This is a genomic window from Paenibacillus xylanilyticus, assembly GCF_047246825.1.
GTDB lineage: Bacteria > Bacillota > Bacilli > Paenibacillales > Paenibacillaceae > Paenibacillus > Paenibacillus xylanilyticus_B.
On record NZ_JBFOLB010000003.1, the window covers coordinates 324,494 to 342,122 of the forward strand.

The following is a 17,629-nucleotide window of genomic DNA, read 5'->3' on the forward strand; positions in this document are numbered from 1 at the left end:
TGTTTGCTTGGAATGTAGGTAGTCAGAAGAAAAATCCCCTGATCCTTTAAATGGATTCAGGGGATTTTTTGCAGCTATGTTACAGCCGTGTATGCGGCATGTGGTCATGCCGCTCAGCTGACTATTTGCTGTGCATTTTAAACTCAAGGAACAAGTCGTTGTAATGCGAAAGCATTTTTTTACCCAAGTTATCGTACACTTCCAGCTTGCCTGTCAGTGTCTCATCCGGATAGAAACGCTCATCGCCCGAGATATCCTCTGGCAGCAGTTTCAGTGCCTCCGCGTTTGGTGTGGAGTATCCGACATACTCGGCATTACGTGCGGCATGATCCGGGTCCAGCATAAAGTTAATAAACTGGTGTGCCCCTTCAATGTTGCTCGCCGTCTTCGGAATGACCATATTATCAAACCAGAGGTTCGAGCCTTCCTCAGGCACCACGTAATCGAGCTTGTCGTTCTCATCCATAATCTCCGATGCGTCTCCGGACCATACGAGTCCTACCGCCGCTTCCTCGTTCGCCAGCAGCATTTTGATCTCATCGCCGACAATGGCTCTGACGTTAGGCGTCAGGGTAGACAGTTTCGCCAAAGCCTCCTGCAGATGGTCTTCATTGGTATCATTCAGGGAATAGCCGAGACTGTTCAGTCCCATTCCCATGACTTCACGAGCACCATCCAGCAGCAGGATCTGGTTTTTCAGCCGTGGGTCCCACAGGTCGTTCCAGCTCTCAAACGTCAAACCGTTGACCAGTTCAGGGTTGTACACAATTCCCACCGTCCCCCAGAAATACGGGATGGAGTACTGGTTGCCTTCATCAAAGGACAAGTCCAGGAACCGGGAATCAATGTTGTTCAAATTCGTTAATTTACTGTGATCGATGGGAATGAGCAGGTTCTCTTCTTTCATTTTGCTAATCGCATATTCGGAAGGTATGGCTACGTCAAAGGTAGTCCCGCCCTGCTCAATCTTGGTCAGCATCGCTTCATTAGAGTCGAATGTCTGGTAGATGACCTTAATGCCTGTCTCTTCCTCAAACTCCGTCAGCAGATCCGGGTCGATATAATCGCCCCAGTTATAGATGGTCAGCGTGTTGCCGCCCGAGTATCCCTGGCTCTTATTGAGATATGAAGCCAGGATCATCAGGGCAAAGGCAGCCACAAACACGATCGCAAACGTCCGTACCAGTTGCTTCATGGACGCAGCCCCCTTCCGGCAGGTGTCCGTGCAGCGCGGCGGTTAATGAAGTAATATCCAATAACCAGCACCACGGTCAGCAGGAAGAGCAAGGTCGACAGTGCATTGATGGACAAGGATACACCCTGTCTCGCCCGGGAGTAGATCTCCACCGAGAGTGTGGAGTATCCGTTCCCCGTGACAAAGAATGTAACCGCGAAGTCATCCAGCGAATACGTCAATGCCATGAAAAACCCGGCGAATATACCCGGTTTGACGTAGGGCAGCACCACACGTGTCAGAATCTGCCATGATCCTGCTCCCAGGTCGCGTGCCGCATCCATCAGCGTTGGGCTCATTTCCTGCAGCTTCGGCAGTACCATGATGACCACGATTGGCACACTGAATGCGATATGGGACAGCAGGACCGATGTGAATCCCAGTTTGATCCCAATCATGGTGAACAAAATCAGGAAGGATGCACCGATAATGACATCCGGGCTTACAATCAACACGTTATTGAGAGACAGCAGCGTGTTTTTGGTCCGTTTACGCCGCACATGATAGATTGCAAGAGCTCCTGCCACACCAAGTATGGTTGAAATTGCTGATGACAGCAGCGCAATAATAAATGTGTTGAGTACAATGATCAGCAGCCGGGTATCCGCAAAAACTTCCCTGTACCATTCCAGCGTGAATCCTTCGAAATTACGCATGTGGCCGCCACTGTTGAAGGAATAAAAGATCAGGTACGCAATCGGTGCATACAGGATCGCAAATACGACGGCCAAATAGACGTTAGACAGCTTTCCGTTTCTTCCCATTACGCACCTCCTTCTTCCCTGATCCGGTCAGAAACATAATGATCGCCATCGCAATAATCAAAAAGACAGCAATCGTTGACCCCATCCCCCAGTCCTGGGTGACGAGGAAATGCTGTTCAATGGCTGTTCCCAGCGTAATAACCCGGTTCCCCGCAATGAGGCGGGTGATCATGAACAAGGATAATGCTGGAATAAATACAGCCTGACATCCCGATTTAACTCCAGAGAGCGTCAGCGGGAAGATGACCCGGCGAAACGTCAGCCAGGATGAAGCTCCGAGATCCCGCGCTGCATAGATGAGCGAAGGATTCATTTCCTCCAACGCGTTGAAGATTGGAAGAATCATGAACGGAATGAAGATGTACACCGAAACAAAGATAAAACTGAAGTCGGTGAACAAAATCTGCTGCGAACCTATACCGATCACTTCGAGCAGGGAGTTGGTCAGGCCATATGTTCCGAACAGGCCGATAAAGGCATAGGCTTTTAACAACAGATTAATCCAGCTTGGCAAAATGATCAGCAGCAGCCACAACTGCTTGTGCTTCGTCCGGGTCAGCAAATACGCTGTCGGATACGAAACTAACAGGGCAAACACCGTAATCAGCAGGGCATACCAGAATGAACTCAGTGTCATCTGCATATATACGGGCGTAAAGAAGCGGGCATAGTTGCCAAACGTGAAGTTGCCCTCCACATCAAAAAACGAGTAATAGACAACCAGCAGTACCGGAGCGACAACGAACAGCACCATCCATAATACATATGGAATCAGATACGCATTGCGTGTACTCGCCTTACTCTGCATGGGTGGCCTCTTGATAGGCTTCAAGTCGTTTGTCGAATTCTTCTTCGGTCTCATTAAAGCGCATGACGTGGATGGCTTCCGGGTCAAAATACAGGCCAATCCGTTCCCCTACGACCGCTTTCTTCGTAGAATGCACAAGCCATTCATTACCTGCATCGTCGTAACTGGATATCTCGTAATGCACTCCGCGGAACAGCTGGGAGTCGACATTGACCTTCAGCTTGCCCTGATCTTCGGTTGTAATCTCCAAGTCCTCTGGACGTATCACGATCTCAACCGGCTCGTTCGGCTGTAATCCCTGGTCGACACATTCATACTGTGCTCCGGCGAATTCCACCACAAAGTCCTGTTTCATCTTGCCGGATACAATGTTCGATTCCCCGATGAAGTCCGCCACAAAACGGTTGATTGGCTCATCATAAATATCATTCGGCGTACCGCTCTGCTGGATCACACCGCCGTTCAGGACGAATATCTCATCCGACATCGCCAGCGCTTCCTCCTGATCATGCGTGACAAAGATAAACGTAATGCCCAGCCGCTGCTGCAGCTCACGCAGTTCGTACTGCATTTCGGTCCGAAGCTTCAGATCGAGTGCAGACAATGGCTCATCCAACAGCAGGATCTCAGGTTCATTTACAATCGCACGTGCAATCGCGACCCGCTGTCGCTGTCCACCGGACATCTCGCCGATCTCGCGGTTTTCATATCCGGACAGGTTGACGAATTTGAGGGCTTCCAATACTTTGCTGCGTATTTCAGCCGTTTTCATCTTTTTGATCCGCAAACCAAACGCCACGTTCTCAAATACATTCAAATGCGGAAATAACGCGTAATCCTGAAACACGGTATTGACCTGGCGCTGATGGGCAGGAACACGGTTGATCAGTGCTCCATTAAAATAAATACTGCCCTGTGTCGGCTCCGCAAAGCCGGCGATCAGCCTTAATATTGTCGTTTTGCCGCAGCCCGACGGGCCAAGCAGCGTATAAAATTTACCCCGCTCAATCTCGAAGCTGACTTCCTTCAATACGGCTTCATCCTGATCGTATTGCTGGGTCACCCGGTCGAACCGGATAATTGGTTGTTGATCTGACATGTTTCATCTCGCCCCCTTAAACTTGAGGTACAACTTACCCTGTACACTTTCGATAAACACTTCGTTATTACAAATCCCATCTATTATATATGATTCAGCTATATCCGCAATGGTTTTGGTGTAAACGCTGTGTGTCTTTTCTTCTTATTTTCACAAATCCTGCATACATTACGGGTATATGTCGATATCTACGCATACCTCTGGAGAGATTGGAGGGATTCTTGAAGTCGGATTTCTGTGCGAAAGGAGTCTTTGCTCGTGGACATTCGCCGCAACCTGCCTTTGCTGATGATCATTTGTTTTCTTAGTCAGATGGGCGGATTCATGATCCTGCCCCTGTTTCCTTTGTTTATTGAGGAATTCGGCCTGTCCGGCTGGATGATGGGGGTTATTTTTGCACTCTTTTATGTAGGAAAAGTCATTGGCGGGGTGCCAGCAGCAGCTCTGTACCGTAAACTCGGAGGTCAACGGGCGCTGATCGTCATGCTGTTTGTTCTCGCAGTCTGTATGGGCGGTTTCGCGGTTTCTTCTTCTGCATTTCTGTTCGGCCTATTGCGTTTACTGCAAGGACTCGCTTCCACCGGACTTACGGTCATTGTACGATCCATCATCGGGGATGGGGGCAATACTGACAACCGTGGTCTGTACAACGGGTATATCAGCAGCAGTGAAGGCGGAGGTATGGTGCTCGGCCCGGTGATTAGCGGCTGGCTTGCACTGCATTGGCCGCTGTCGGTTCCTTTTTTGCTTGTTACAGTGTGCTGCCTGATGGCTATGGGAACAGCCATGGGGATGAAGACCAAGCCGGGCTCTGATCAACCATCTGAGAAAGTCGGACGCAAACATGCTTCAGGTTCGGACTCAGGAGCAGCTTCTAATATGACTGTAGAACATGCCCATGCGATTAAACTCCCCTCTTCAGCATCTGACGATACCATTATAAACAATACTGCTGTGGACGATATGGGCACAGCTTCTCCAACTTCCGTTGCACCTGACCATAACACTCCAAGCTCTTTTACAGGGCTTACCCGGCGACAACAACTCATTGGCTATGGCACGGTACATTTTCTGGAGATGAGCGCCTATGCCGTATTTCTGACTTACTTCGCCCTGTATGCAGCCCACATTATGCACTGGGACCCGTTTGCGACCAGCCTTGCTTTCACCGTGGCCGGGATTTCAACCCTTGCTGCTGCTCCAGCAGCCGGTTATCTGTCGGACCGTATGGGCGATCGTCTGTTACTTTGCATGTTCGGCATGTTGATGATCGGCATCGAAGTGGTTGTTTTTTTAAGTACATCTTCTTATGTGTGGGTATATGTTGGCATGCTGATTGGCGGGGTTGGCGGTGCCTGTTACATGGATTCGTTCTTTGCTCATATCGGGGACCACATCCCTGACACAGGTAGAAGCGCAGTCATAGGCAAAATCGTCTCCGCAGCCGAGATTGGCTCTATCGTTTCTCCTCTAATCGCTGCGCTGCTTGTGGAGTACGTTTCGCTTTATGCCGTATTTGTGTTCAACCTGGTTCTAATCGCTGCTGCCATCGCGGTTCAGGCCGTGATGCGGAGCCGGTACAGATCGAAACAGGGGTAACGCACAAGACTGCCCACACGAGTGGGCGGTCTTCTTTATTTTATTTTTTTCTTATTATAGAGGCTAGGGAAAAAATAACCCGCTCGCACGAATTAGTGTGCAAACGGGCATTTCATCGGTGAATCTCCGGCCGATGGTTGTTGATTCTCTGACTTTATACTGTGCTTTTCGCTATTCTGCTGTTCTGCTCCAGATGCTTTTCCATCCAGGGTATACGCCAGCTCCTGCCTGAAAAAGTTCGGCTTCACGATCTCATTGCGGTAGGAACTGTGGAAAATATGCGTCGTCGCCGGAGATACGGGCGGAATCAGCCAAACCCAATCGCCGGTCAGCTCACGCCCGGCCATCTCCTCCCGCTGCTCAAACAATGCAAATTGCGCCGCTGCCGTGTGATGATCCACAATACTGACGCCTGCTTTCTTGAACGAATGCAGTACAGCTACATTCAATTCAACGAGTGCTCGGTCTTTCCAGAGCGTCGTTTCACTTGACGTATTCAGTCCAAGCGCTGCTGCGACCGCAGGCAATTTGTTGTACCTGAACGTATCCGCCAGATTACGGGCACCGATCTCGGTTCCCATATACCAACCGTTAAACGGCGCGGCCGGATAAGAGATGCCGCCAATCTCGAGCCTCATGTCCGCAATCATCGGCACACCGTACCAGCGAATGCCGAGTTCAGCAATCTCGGGCCGCTCCGGGTGTTCAATCGACACTTCCACAATGTCTTCCTGGGGTACAGAGTACCATTCAGGAGATTCCCCCTGCGCCTGAATAATGAGCGGCAATACATCATAAGCACTCCCTGCTCCTTTCCAGCCAAGTGACAGGGCTACCTTGGTCAATTCCACGGATGCGGGATCACCCACGATGCCTTGGTCTGTCTCGTATCCGGCATAACGGATGAGCTGGTGATTCCAGATCCGCACGGGAGTTCCGCTTGGCCCATTCGGCGGAAGGATCGTAATCATGGGGATGACTTTACCGCCATTGGATGCAACGCGGATATGATTCAGCACTGCATCCGCCGTCGTTCCAGCTGTGTCTGCGTGACGCGCATCCACAATCCGAAGTTTATCCCAGAATAATCGACCAATACAGCGGTTGCTGTTCCTCCATGCCATTTTACAGCCCTGCTCCAGTTCTTCGGCGGTATGCACATAGGTGCCGGTATCTTCAATCTCTTGGTTAACGGCAATAAGCCGGGCCTGCGCGTCTTCACGCGAATGGCCCAGCTCGTCATAACATGTATATATAAACCGTTCAGCTTCTTCCTGCAATTGTCCCAGGTCTGCCCGCATCGTTCATTCCACCAATCTATACATCTTGAATGCCATCATTATACGGCAAGCACACCGGATTTGTAAGCGAACGGGGACTTTGTTCACGGACTCTACATATCGTTGTCAGGATATCTGGTTACCTTAGCTTATTTGCCCAAAAATGCGTTTAACATCCAGATTTCTTTATCCAGCGCTGCTGTGAATCCAATCAGCATATCTTCCGTAGCGTTATCCTCTGCTTCATCTGCTGCATGAATGCCTTCTTTAATGACTTCCACCATCGTGCGAAGATCGGCAACTACAGACTCTACCATATGCTCAGCAGACAATTGTCCCTGTGCCTCTTGAATTGGAGACAGACGCAGCTGTTCAGACATGGTGGCTACCGGACGGCCACCAATCGCAAGCAGGCGTTCTGCAGCTTCATCCATGTTCGCAGTAGCCAGATTGTACAGTTCTTCGAATTTGGCGTGCAGCGTGAAGAAATGTGGTCCTTGAACATACCAGTGGAAATGGTGCAGTTTCGTATACAGTACGGACCAGCCTGCAATCTGGCGGTTCAGAACATCGTGCAGTGCAGCGGCATGGTTAGCAAAAGTGTTGGTTTTCGTTTGAATTGTGCTCATGGATAATTATCCCCTCTCGAATGTGATATCATTTGATTTTTTAATCATCATATAAGTTTGTTTTCGTTTATTTAATTTAGACTTAATCTAAATCTTGTTTTAATTATAACACCACCTTTCTACTTTGTGAAGACATTAGCCCAGCCAATCAAATGAAGATTCCATGAAGTTAAGCTTCATTTTTGGTCCATCACCAGAACCCGGAGCCCTCCATCTTACACACAGCATTTATACCTTAGATTGGACTAATACACAGCGATCATCCTCACATAGTCAAAACAATAAAACAGCCCTTCACCTCAGTGAGGTGACAGGACTGGATTATAGAACGTATGACTCTTCATTGATAAACAAATTCGGATGTAAGAATACGAGCTACTTCATTATAAGTGCGTGCCACATGATGCGGCTGATGATCCGATTCCGGCTGGGCATCGCGGTGGTTGAACCAGATGACTTTCCATCCGGCATCGACTGCACCCACTACATCGTTACACCACGAATCTCCAATGTAAAAGCTGGAACGGGCATCTGTCCCTGTCTGCTTACTTACATGTTCAAACAATCTGGAATCCGGTTTAGCATAACCGATGTTCCCTGAGATGAAGATTCGCTCCTCCGGAAAGAGGCCAAACACATCCAGTGCTTCGAGTTTCCGCCTCTGATGTCCTCCCTCACCATTGGTAATGAGCCCTACGGTATGTCCATCTGCCATAAGCTTTCTCATCAGATCATATGCACCTTCAAAAGGCTGGATCTGAAACTGTCTGCTCAGATATTGTGCTTGCAGTTCTTCAGCCTGACCCTCTAGCAAAGCTATGCCAAACTCCTTCATCGTCAGTTCAAACCTGCGCCGCCGCATCCGTTCCACGGCTTCTGGCTCAGGAACAGGAGAGAGGTCCTCCTGATCGGACAACCAGTCACTATAATAGCGGAAACGATGGTAAGCCTCAGCGTATGGAAAATCATCCGGTAGTCCGAGAACTTCCTGCAATGCTCCACGGAGTGGCTGCAAGTGATCGTACAACGTATCATCTACATCGAAAAATATGGCTTTTGTGTTATTTATTCTTTCCGTCATTACTGATCTTTCCTCCTAACCATTGCTCCATATACTCCTTTTTAGTATACATGCTAAACCAGAAACGCCCCATTTCATAGCATATTGCTTGAAATGGGGCGTCTTATAATCACCTTACTCCATGATAACTAAATACTCATTGCTGCTCTACAATCAGCGGTACAACTTTGCCAGCGTTCACATCAATCAGGCCGTGATCTGTAATTTTCAGCGCAGGACTCACCGCGAGGGAATGGGTGCTGATGGACATGATCGGGTTATAGTGCACATATCCAAGAGAGAGCATTGCTGCCCGCAGCTCCTTCACCTGATGAGAAACTACAGCGAGCGGCTCTTCCGTCAAAATGCCTCCCACAGGGAGCTCCAAGTGAGACAGCACCTTGCCGTCCTCTACCACACAGAATCCGCCCTGGCTCGAAATAACGGTGTTAGCTGCCAGAATCATATCTTCACGGTTGCGTCCAACGACCAGGAGGTTGTGGTTGTCATGTGAATACGTCGTTGCAATAGCACCCCGTTTAATCGTATCTCCACCGATCAAACCATGTGCCCGATTGCCATTGACACCATAACGCTCAAAGGTAGCAATCTGTCCGTATCCGCTGTCTTCCCACTGGAGTTCACCATTGGCAGCCTGAAGCTGAGCGATATGTTCTTCCACGAAGGTCGAGCCGTCCTTCACCATCATTACGCGGCAGTTGAATGAATCTTGTACCGCCTGATTAGCGGCATCCCTGACTTTGGGATCGCTCAATGAAATCGTGAAATCCTCTACTGTCAGCTTGTCCAATTGTACACTGTTATAGAAATGGGGCGGGAACTGCCCCGTCATCCGTTCCTGCTTATACGGTTCGTAGTCGTCATAAGCTTTCCGGCCATTTTTGTACACTTGATCAATCGCCAATGTTTCCAGATTGGATACCAGAACATAATCCGCCACCTTGCCTGGGGCGATGCTGCCCCGATCCGTCATTTTCATTCGGGATGCCGGCGTAGACGTTGCTGCGTAAATGGCATCTTCCGGACGCATGCCCATCTGAATGGCCTTACGCACAATATGATCCAGATGGCCTCGTTCCACGAGGGAGTCCGGCATAACGTCATCCGTCACGAAACAGAAATGCTGGGCCACATCATGCTGAATCAAGTAATCCATAACCTCAGGGGTCATCGATTTCTCCTGGATCTCAATGAACATGCCTGCTGAAATCCGCGCCTGCAGTCCTTCTATGCTCTGATGAGTATGATCCGAGTCCACACCTGCATAGATCAGTCGGTGCAGATCCAGCCCTAGCAATTTCGGTGTATGACCTTCGATCACGAGATCCGGGTAATTTTGGCGAATATGCTGAAGAATCTGGTTGGTCTTGCATTCCGGGTCACGGATGACATCCACGTAGTTCATGATTTCGCCCAGACAGATGATCTCTCCGGTTGCGAGAAGTACATCCATATCTTTGATCTCAATAGATCCGCCCGTTGTTTCCATTGGCGTTGCCGGAACGGAGCTCGGGATGGCATAGAACATGTTGACCATGGTCTCACGACTCGCAGCCATCATCTCCTGCACCCCTTCGAGCCCAAACACATTCGCCATCTCATGCGGTTCCGCTACAATGGACGTTACCCCGCAGCGAATCAGCCCATGGGAAAAGGTGGCCGGCGTCACCATCGTACTCTCGATGTGCAGGTGGATATCGATAAGGCCGGGAATCATATATCTTCCCCTTGCATCGATGACCTCATCTGCCTGAATCAGCTCAGGGCCGCCTGGTCCGACGTACATAAACCTGCCGTCCAATACAGCGACGTTGTTCAATTCAAACCTTTTATAATAACTGTTATACACATTAACATTCACAATCAGTTGATCTGCACGCATGGGGCATAATCTCCTTCTTCTGAGCATGCTGCATATCCAAACCTGCAGCATGCTGCCTTTGCTGCTTCTGCTTCCTGCTGCTATTTACGTCTACTGCTGATTCATCTATTCAACGAGGACTAGTTTGTCCTGCGGGAAAATCAGGCTGACGCGCTGCCCACTGAGGTACGGCGTCTCCATCTCCTGGTTGGCTGTAAAATCACCGAGTTCTGTCTCAATGACATACTGATAGCTGCGTCCCAGATACGTACTCACCTTCACGATCCCTGGCAAGGCATTTGCCAGATCAGCTGACGTATCCCCACTAACGATTAGATCATCCGGGCGAATCGCACCTTTGCGGGCGCCGGGACGTGCCGTTCCGGGATGGGCTGTTGCGGTGAACAAACGTCCTCCCGCTTTCAGCGAGATTTCATCTCCCGCATCACTGCGCTCAGCAAACTCAATAAAGTTATGGAATCCGATAAATTGGGCTACAAATTCCGTTGCCGGATATTTGAAGATGGTCTCCGGGCGGTCGAGCTGCTCGACAACGCCTTTGTTCATGATCGCCACCTGATCCGAGATGGAGAAGCACTCCTCCTGGTCATGGGAGACATAAAGTGTCGTAATCCCCAGCTCCTGCTGAATCCGGCGAATCTCCACCCGCATGTTGAGTCGCAGGTTGGCATCCAGGTTACTGAGCGGTTCGTCAAACAGCAGAAGATCCGGTTCAATCACAAGTGCGCGAGCAATCGCCACACGCTGACGCTGTCCACCGGACAGTTCCTGCGGGAAACGTTTTTCGAAACCGTTCAGGTTCACCACTTCAAGAATGCGCATGACGCGTGATGCGATGTCCTTATCTTTCACCTTGCGCATCCGCAGGCCGAAGGCCACGTTGTCATAGACAGACAGGTGCGGAAATAACGCATAACTCTGAAATACAAATCCGAAGTTCCGCTTGTTCACGGGAACCTTCGTATAGTCCTTGCCGCCGAACATAAACTTGCCCTGTGTTGCTTCCAGGAATCCGGCGATGAGGCGCAGCGTAGTTGTTTTGCCGCAACCGCTCGGTCCGAGCAGGGAGAGAAGCTTACCTTTTTCCAGCTCCAATTGAAAATCCTTCAGGATCGTCTGGTTATCGTAAGCCACCGATACGCGATCCAATGTCAGCAATGCCATAGCGTTCTGCGCCTCCAATTAACGTTTAGTAAAGTATGAAAATCCGCCCATGATCCGTTCGATCACGAACATCAAAAGTCCGGTCAATACCATCAGCAGCACGGAAATGGCTGCAATGGTTGGGTCAAAATAATTCTCCACATACGTCAGCATCTGAATCGGTAATGTGCTTACCCCTGGTCCGGTCATGAACACGGAGATGTCCACGTTATTGAACGACTCCAGAAAGGCAATCAGCACAGCCGCCAGAATCCCAGAACGAATGTTGGGCAGCACGATCTGGAAGAACGTTCTTACCCGTCCCGCGCCGAGACTCAGCGCAGCTTCTTCCACCGCAAAGTCAAAGCTCGACAGACTGGATGCAATGACGCGAATAATAAATGGAAGCATGATAATCGTGTGACCGATCAGCAGACCCAGATACATCGGCAGATGGTAGATCACAATCAGGTATTTCATCAATGTAAAACCAAGCACGATACCCGGAATGAGTACCGGGGACAGGAACAATGCGTTCAGCAAGGACTTGCCTTTGAAATCGTAACGACTAAGTGCGTATGCAGCAGGAACTCCGAGCAACAGCGCCAGCAAGTTCCCCAGCAGGGAGATGATGATGGACGTCTGGAACGTGCGGAGGAAACCGCCTGTGTTGAAAATATTTTCGTACCAGCGGAGGGAGAAGCCCTCCGGCGGAAATTTGAGTACCGTTCCCGGTTCAAACGAAGTGACCGATATGATCAGAAGCGGGCCCAGCAGAAAGATAAAGACCAGCAGACTGAACAGGCCCAGCCCGATATGTTTCTCCCGCATATGTCTACCCCTTCGGATTTAAAGTTTTGGCCATTTTGTTCATGACACCGACCACGACAAATGTAATGACAATCATAATCGCGGCAACGACCGAGGCCAGATACCAGTCGTTGAGGGTCATGGCGTTTTGATACAGGAACGTGGCGATGACGCGCTGCTTGCCTCCAAGGAGCGCTGGCGTTGTATACGCCGTAAGGCTTCCAACAAACACGAGCACGGCTCCGATGACAAGTCCTGGCACAGCCAGCGGGAACACAACCCGGCGGAATGCCGTAATGCGGGATGCACCCAGGCTTTGCGCTGCCTTGAGCAGGTCATTGTCGATGTTCTCAAGCACACCGACCAGAGATATGATCATCAGTGGCAGGAACAAGTGAGTCAGACCGATCATCATGGCTGCCGGCGTGTACAGGATATCCAGCGGCTTGTCCACGATGCCCAAACCAACCAGGGCGTTATTGATCAGCCCTTTGCGTCCGAGAATGATCATCCAGCTGAACGAGCGCACGACCGGGCTTGTCAGCAGCGGGAAGATGGCCAGTGCCAGCAGAATACCTTTGCGGCGCGGCGCTTTTTGCGAAATATAATAAGCTGTCGGGAATCCGAGCACCACACAGACGAGGGTGGTGACCACGCTGACCTGCAGCGTCGTAAGCAATATTTTCAAAAAGTAAGGGTCTCTGAAAAAATGCATGTATCCTTCAAAGGTGAAGGAGTTTTCCTGGAAAAACGTTGATCCGATCGTCAGGACAATCGGAATGATCATAAATGCCGCCAAAAACACGAACCCCGGCAGCAATAGCCAGTAGATTACTGATTTCTTCATCGCGGTACTCCTGACTTTTAAAATGGTTTTATTCACACGTTTCATTTAGGCACATTTCAAAAATAAGTGCTTCACGTTAATCCCACCAGCCGTTCCGGTTACGAATCGTTCTTTCGATCGCTGTTATCCTTGGATTTTCTTGATCTCCTTCTTATAGAAGGAAAAATCCAAGGATAGCGTATGCTTCCGAAGCAGCTTTCTTACAGAAAGCTTTTAGGCGAACGCTTCGCTTCTACAGAATCGATTTCGTCCCCTACACTACCAGCGAATTACGTAAGGACTGATTTTTAGAGTGAACCCAAATTCCGTAAAGATCATAGCTACGCATTTAACGCGTTGATAAACAATTCAAGGAATGCTTCGGCGTCTACGGTTTCGCAGACGAGGGTGTTGGGCTGCTGGCCCAAACGGTTTTGGAAGTCGCACACCATCTGACCATCGCACAGGCGGCTGGCCGTCTCGACATCCACGTAATACGATTTGCGTCCAACGAGTTCCGGTGCAAGGGCAACGCCCACCGCCAGCGGATCATGCAGAGCGCAAGCCCGGACGCCATTCATTTGCTCATAACGATTGATATAGATTTCGGTACTCTGAGCCACGTACGCACGCAGTGCAGGATCTGTGAGACGCTCAATCGTTGCTTCATTCAGCAGCGTTTGACGTGTTACATCCAGACCTACTTGTGTAAGCTTCTCAATACCTGCGTGCAAAACGATGCGTGCAGCTTCCGGATCAGCGTACGTATTGTACTCTGCCGTCGGGGTAATATTGCCATGTCCTCGAACAACGCCACCCATGAAGATGACTTCCTTCAATAATGAAGGCAGTTCTGGACACTTCAGCAATGCGAGCGCGAGATTCGTTAGTGGCGCAGTCATAATGAGTGTCAGTTCACCCGGATACAGCTTGGCTTGCTCCACAATAAACTCTGGTGCAAAGCCCTCTTCCGCCCGCTTGGACAATGCCGGTTCAGGCAGTGCTCCGCCCAATCCGTCCTGTCCATGTACCCGATGTTCATAATGCGATTTGCGGGTGAGTGGTCCTGCTGCTCCGGCAATCACCGGGATTTCAGGCGCACCCGCCAGTTCAAGAATTTTGCATGTATTATCGGTTGCCTGCTGGAGCGATACGTTCCCACAGACCGTGGTAATGCCGAGAATGTCCAGCTTTCGGCTTTTGACGGCCAGCAAAATCGCCAGTGCATCATCAATACCCGTGTCTACATCTAGGATGATGCGATTTAACGCTTCACTCATACGTGCTCAACTCCTCTACCCTTAATCGTGCTTGCTGCAAAGTTTATTGCTTCCGTTCCATCGTTTAATGCTGTCGTTCTTCTTAAGCTCTATTCAATGATGCTTATTGTGCAATCTCACGGTTCCAACGATCTGTCCATGCTTTTGACTGTTGATTCACGAATTCCATATCCAGCTTGTTCAGCTTCTCAACCACGTCAGCACCATACGTTACGCCCTCTGCCTCTTCAGCAGTCAGTTCAACCTTGGTGTTTACCGGGGAATCCACTTTAGCTTTGGCAGATTTCGCTTGTACATCCTGGCTCAGCTGCCAGTTGATGAACTCTTCAGCCAGTTCTTTGTTTTTGCTGCCCTTCACCACATTGATTGTATTCATTACGGCATATGCACCTTCGCTAGGAGTTACAAACTTCGCATTAGGTACGGCTGCCTTCAGATCTTTGAAGTACATCTCCATGATCGGACCGCCTGCAATCTCTTCCTGGGAGAACATGTTCACGAATTCGGACGTTTGGCTGTAGAATTTCACCACATTGCCGCTCAGTTTTTTCAGTTCAGCAAATGCTGCATCTTCATTAAACGTATCGTTTCCGGCTACACGGGAAGCTGCATCCACAATCATAGGGCCTGCTGTTGCCGTGATATTCGGGATGGTCAGGTTATTTTCAAACGCTGGGTCCCACAGGTCACTCCATGAACTCACTTCTTTGGAAACGAGGTCAGGATTGTAGGCGATACCGAGCTGGCCAATCGTGTAAGCCGGGCCATAATCTTCGCCAAGTGGTGCTTTTGCAATATCGTAGATATCGTTCACATTCGGAATTTTGGAGCGGTCGATTTTCTCAAACAAACCTTCATCAATGCCTTGTTGTGCATAGTAGTCAGACAGGTAGATGACATCGACATTCGACGTGCCCTGACGGATTTTGTTCAGACGTTCAGCGTTATTGCCGACTTCAAGCACGATGTCTACATTATGTTCTTTTTCGAATGGACCAAATACTTCTTCATTGAAGAAATCTTCTGAGAAGCCCCAAGTGGAGATCACCAGTTTATTTGCTGCTGTTGCCCCGCTGCCTGATTCGCCTGTCGCATCATCCGTGCTGCTGCCGCAACCTGCAAGTAATACCGATGTCATTGCCACTGCTGCCAAACCGCTAATCCACTTTTTCATCATGATCCTGAATTCCTCCTGAATTGTTTGATGTGTATTAAAAAAACAAAAAGAAAAGCATTCTTGTAAGAACAAGAACACTTTTCTTCGTAAACAAAGGAAAGCGACACCCGCTGCCGGTACATCATTGGTTTCTGCTTCAGAATCAATCCGAAGACAAACGCCATCATATGAAATTGTCAGGGACGATATAAACGGAACATTACGCATGACTCGTATCGAACCAGTCGATCCACGTTATGCCTGTTCCAGGATGATATTCGTAATGGCCCACTGCGTGGACGCATCGTAATCCCTTAGTACAGCTTCAATTGGCAAACCCATGTGCTGCTCGAGCTTCTCCCGGAATTTCTTCTTATATAAGACAGACATGCGGAAGTCCACTTCCAGCTTTAAGCCGGGGGCCTCCCCTTCCAGGGCGTCAGAGCGTGGCGAACGTCGGTGCTTGGCAAAGAAGGTCACTATATTCTGATCGACGGTCACTCTCAGGAGAGTGGTACCGAAGCCGAATAGTTCCTTCGAAATTTCGTTGTAATACTGGCACATCTTTTTCTTGCTTTCATTACTGTCCAGCAGTTCCATGAATTCACCTTCATCATTTACTACCGTACATTCGACGTGTTAACACGTTTGATTATACATAAATATACGATAAGAGGCAACCCAAAAGATATACTTAACATGAAAATAACACATAAAAGCGAACGATAGCCAAAAATACACCGAATTTCATATGCCAATTCTGCTGTAAACAAAATCTCGCTGCCTCAAGACTTCATATAATATTGTGGCTAAGAAATCAATTTTGATACGCCATATTACTCGAAGCCCCACCTTTCTCTGCTTACGCCCCGGTATGAATCGGACTGGCTGACCATACGATAGGAGTATATATCAACCATTTCAATACCTGTTTCTCGCTTATAAGCCCTCTCAAGCATTTGGGAAATAACGGATATTAATTCTACTGGAAACATAGACAAACTTCGGCACCAGCCGTTAAAATGAGACAAAATGTCTATGTTACTTTAATTTATGAAATTGGAGGCTCATGCCATGAAATGCCCAGTATGTAATCATGAAAATGGAAATGCACATTATTGCGAGAGGTGTGGTACAGATCTGACTCAGTCACCCTCTTCTTCTACCACTCCCCGCGACCACGAATCAGCAGCAGCTGCCGAATCGGAATATACGCGTTGGTCCAGTACGCAAGCAACGCCTTCTCCATCCGGTTCATCCCGTACTCCCTCTGCTTCAACACCGATCGAACAGACATATGACAATTCCGGCCCAAATAGCCATTCATCTGCTGGAGACAGTAACACGAATCAGTGGAGCAATGTCATGCAAAATGAGAAAGTTCAGCAAGCCAAAGAAGTCAGCAAACAGTACTTATCCTATTTTCTTAGCGTACTAGCTCGTCCTTATCAGACCATGAAAACCGTTGGTGAACAACATGCACTGAACGGGATGATTACGATGGCTCTCATCGCGATCCTGTCGTCTACATACTTTTTAATTACCTTCAGCCGCTTGGATATGGAAGGGGTATTTATAGCCGGGTTTATTCGCCCGCTGTTGTTTACCGCCGTCATCCTGATCGTGGCTGTTATCCTGATCTACGCTGTATTGAAAATTGAAAAAGTCACGTTCCGTCCGAAAACGCTCGTAGCCCAATATGGTACGTTACTCGTTCCGGCTGTGCCATCGCTCATTCTGGCGAACCTGTTTATTTTCATCTCTTTCCGTTTCTCCATATTCTTTCTGGTTGTGTCCTATGTCATTCTATTTGCAGGCATGAATACGGTGCTGTTCCAACATCCACTCAATCGCATCAAATCAGCCTTTGACAGCATGTATACGGTACTTATTGCCAACGTTGTTTTGCTCTATATATTGTACCGTTTTCTCACAAGTACCATTATTGGAATTCTGGGCATGATGCTTTCGCCTTTTGGCCGTTTGTAATCAGCACGCCATATTATTAATTTTCATCTTGGAGAGACCCCTCTGCATC

17 protein-coding genes are annotated in these 17,629 nt (G+C 49.0%); 2 read left to right on the top strand and 15 right to left on the bottom strand.

Going from position 1 to position 17,629, the window contains the following annotated elements; all coding sequences use genetic code 11:
* Positions 1-121: 121 nt before the first annotated feature.
* From AB3N00_RS20815 to AB3N00_RS20830, 4 genes are read right to left on the bottom strand one after another with little or no spacing between them, the layout of a single operon-like run.
* Positions 122-1,195 carry an ABC transporter substrate-binding protein gene (locus AB3N00_RS20815; RefSeq protein WP_413036300.1) on the bottom strand — a complete coding sequence of 358 codons (1,074 nt, stop codon included), beginning with the start codon at positions 1,193-1,195 and terminating at the stop codon, positions 122-124.
* Positions 1,192-1,998, bottom strand: coding sequence for an ABC transporter permease (locus AB3N00_RS20820; protein WP_413036301.1), 807 nt, complete (start codon positions 1,996-1,998; stop codon positions 1,192-1,194). Before AB3N00_RS20820 ends, AB3N00_RS20815 begins: the two co-directional genes overlap by 4 nt.
* Entirely contained in the window at positions 1,973-2,806 is an 834-nt protein-coding gene (locus AB3N00_RS20825; protein ID WP_175396789.1) for an ABC transporter permease, read from the bottom strand. Before AB3N00_RS20825 ends, AB3N00_RS20820 begins: the two co-directional genes overlap by 26 nt.
* Positions 2,796-3,905 (bottom strand): ABC transporter ATP-binding protein, encoded by a 1,110-nt coding sequence (locus AB3N00_RS20830; protein ID WP_175396790.1) that lies wholly within the window; start codon positions 3,903-3,905, stop codon positions 2,796-2,798. The genes AB3N00_RS20825 and AB3N00_RS20830 overlap by 11 nt, the downstream gene beginning before the upstream one ends.
* A 237-nt stretch (positions 3,906-4,142) precedes the next feature.
* On the opposite strand from AB3N00_RS20830, the gene AB3N00_RS20835 reads away from it, so the two are divergent.
* Positions 4,143-5,504 carry an MFS transporter gene (locus tag AB3N00_RS20835; RefSeq protein ID WP_413036302.1) on the top strand — a complete coding sequence of 454 codons (1,362 nt, stop codon included), beginning with the start codon at positions 4,143-4,145 and terminating at the stop codon, positions 5,502-5,504.
* A 92-nt stretch (positions 5,505-5,596) separates the two neighbouring features.
* On the opposite strand, the gene AB3N00_RS20840 is transcribed toward AB3N00_RS20835, so the two are convergent.
* The 11 genes from AB3N00_RS20840 to AB3N00_RS20890 form a co-directional block, all read right to left on the bottom strand.
* Positions 5,597-6,805, bottom strand: coding sequence for a nitric oxide synthase oxygenase (locus tag AB3N00_RS20840; protein ID WP_413036303.1), 1,209 nt, complete (start codon positions 6,803-6,805; stop codon positions 5,597-5,599).
* Positions 6,806-6,933: 128 nt separating this feature from the next.
* The gene (locus AB3N00_RS20845) at positions 6,934-7,413 is read right to left on the bottom strand and encodes a Dps family protein (RefSeq protein ID WP_413036304.1); all 480 of its coding nucleotides are present in this window, start codon (positions 7,411-7,413) and stop codon (positions 6,934-6,936) included.
* Positions 7,414-7,753: 340 nt separating this feature from the next.
* A complete protein-coding gene (locus AB3N00_RS20850; protein WP_413036305.1) occupies positions 7,754-8,494 on the bottom strand; it encodes an HAD family hydrolase in 741 nt (246 codons plus the stop codon).
* Between the two features lie 136 nt (positions 8,495-8,630).
* Complete coding sequence (locus tag AB3N00_RS20855; protein WP_413036306.1) at positions 8,631-10,376, bottom strand: adenine deaminase; 1,746 nt, start codon at positions 10,374-10,376, stop codon at positions 8,631-8,633.
* A gap of 105 nt (positions 10,377-10,481) precedes the next feature.
* A complete protein-coding gene (locus tag AB3N00_RS20860) occupies positions 10,482-11,540 on the bottom strand; it encodes an ABC transporter ATP-binding protein (protein WP_413036307.1) in 1,059 nt (352 codons plus the stop codon).
* Between the two features lie 18 nt (positions 11,541-11,558).
* Positions 11,559-12,350, bottom strand: coding sequence for an ABC transporter permease (locus tag AB3N00_RS20865; protein ID WP_413036308.1), 792 nt, complete (start codon positions 12,348-12,350; stop codon positions 11,559-11,561).
* Between the two features lie 4 nt (positions 12,351-12,354).
* Positions 12,355-13,176 (bottom strand): ABC transporter permease, encoded by an 822-nt coding sequence (locus AB3N00_RS20870; protein ID WP_095290986.1) that lies wholly within the window; start codon positions 13,174-13,176, stop codon positions 12,355-12,357.
* A gap of 320 nt (positions 13,177-13,496) precedes the next feature.
* Complete coding sequence (locus AB3N00_RS20875; RefSeq protein ID WP_413036309.1) at positions 13,497-14,435, bottom strand: nucleoside hydrolase; 939 nt, start codon at positions 14,433-14,435, stop codon at positions 13,497-13,499.
* A 103-nt stretch (positions 14,436-14,538) separates the two neighbouring features.
* Positions 14,539-15,609 (bottom strand): ABC transporter substrate-binding protein, encoded by a 1,071-nt coding sequence (locus AB3N00_RS20880; protein WP_413036599.1) that lies wholly within the window; start codon positions 15,607-15,609, stop codon positions 14,539-14,541.
* A gap of 237 nt (positions 15,610-15,846) precedes the next feature.
* A complete protein-coding gene (locus AB3N00_RS20885) occupies positions 15,847-16,191 on the bottom strand; it encodes a Na-translocating system protein MpsC family protein (protein WP_095290982.1) in 345 nt (114 codons plus the stop codon).
* Between the two features lie 562 nt (positions 16,192-16,753).
* Positions 16,754-16,888 carry a hypothetical protein gene (locus AB3N00_RS20890; protein WP_413036310.1) on the bottom strand — a complete coding sequence of 45 codons (135 nt, stop codon included), beginning with the start codon at positions 16,886-16,888 and terminating at the stop codon, positions 16,754-16,756.
* 68 nt (positions 16,889-16,956) lie between these two features.
* On the opposite strand from AB3N00_RS20890, the gene AB3N00_RS20895 reads away from it, so the two are divergent.
* On the top strand, positions 16,957-17,580 hold the full coding sequence (locus tag AB3N00_RS20895) for a hypothetical protein (RefSeq protein ID WP_413036311.1): 624 nt from the start codon (positions 16,957-16,959) through the stop codon (positions 17,578-17,580).
* Positions 17,581-17,629: the final 49 nt, after the last annotated feature.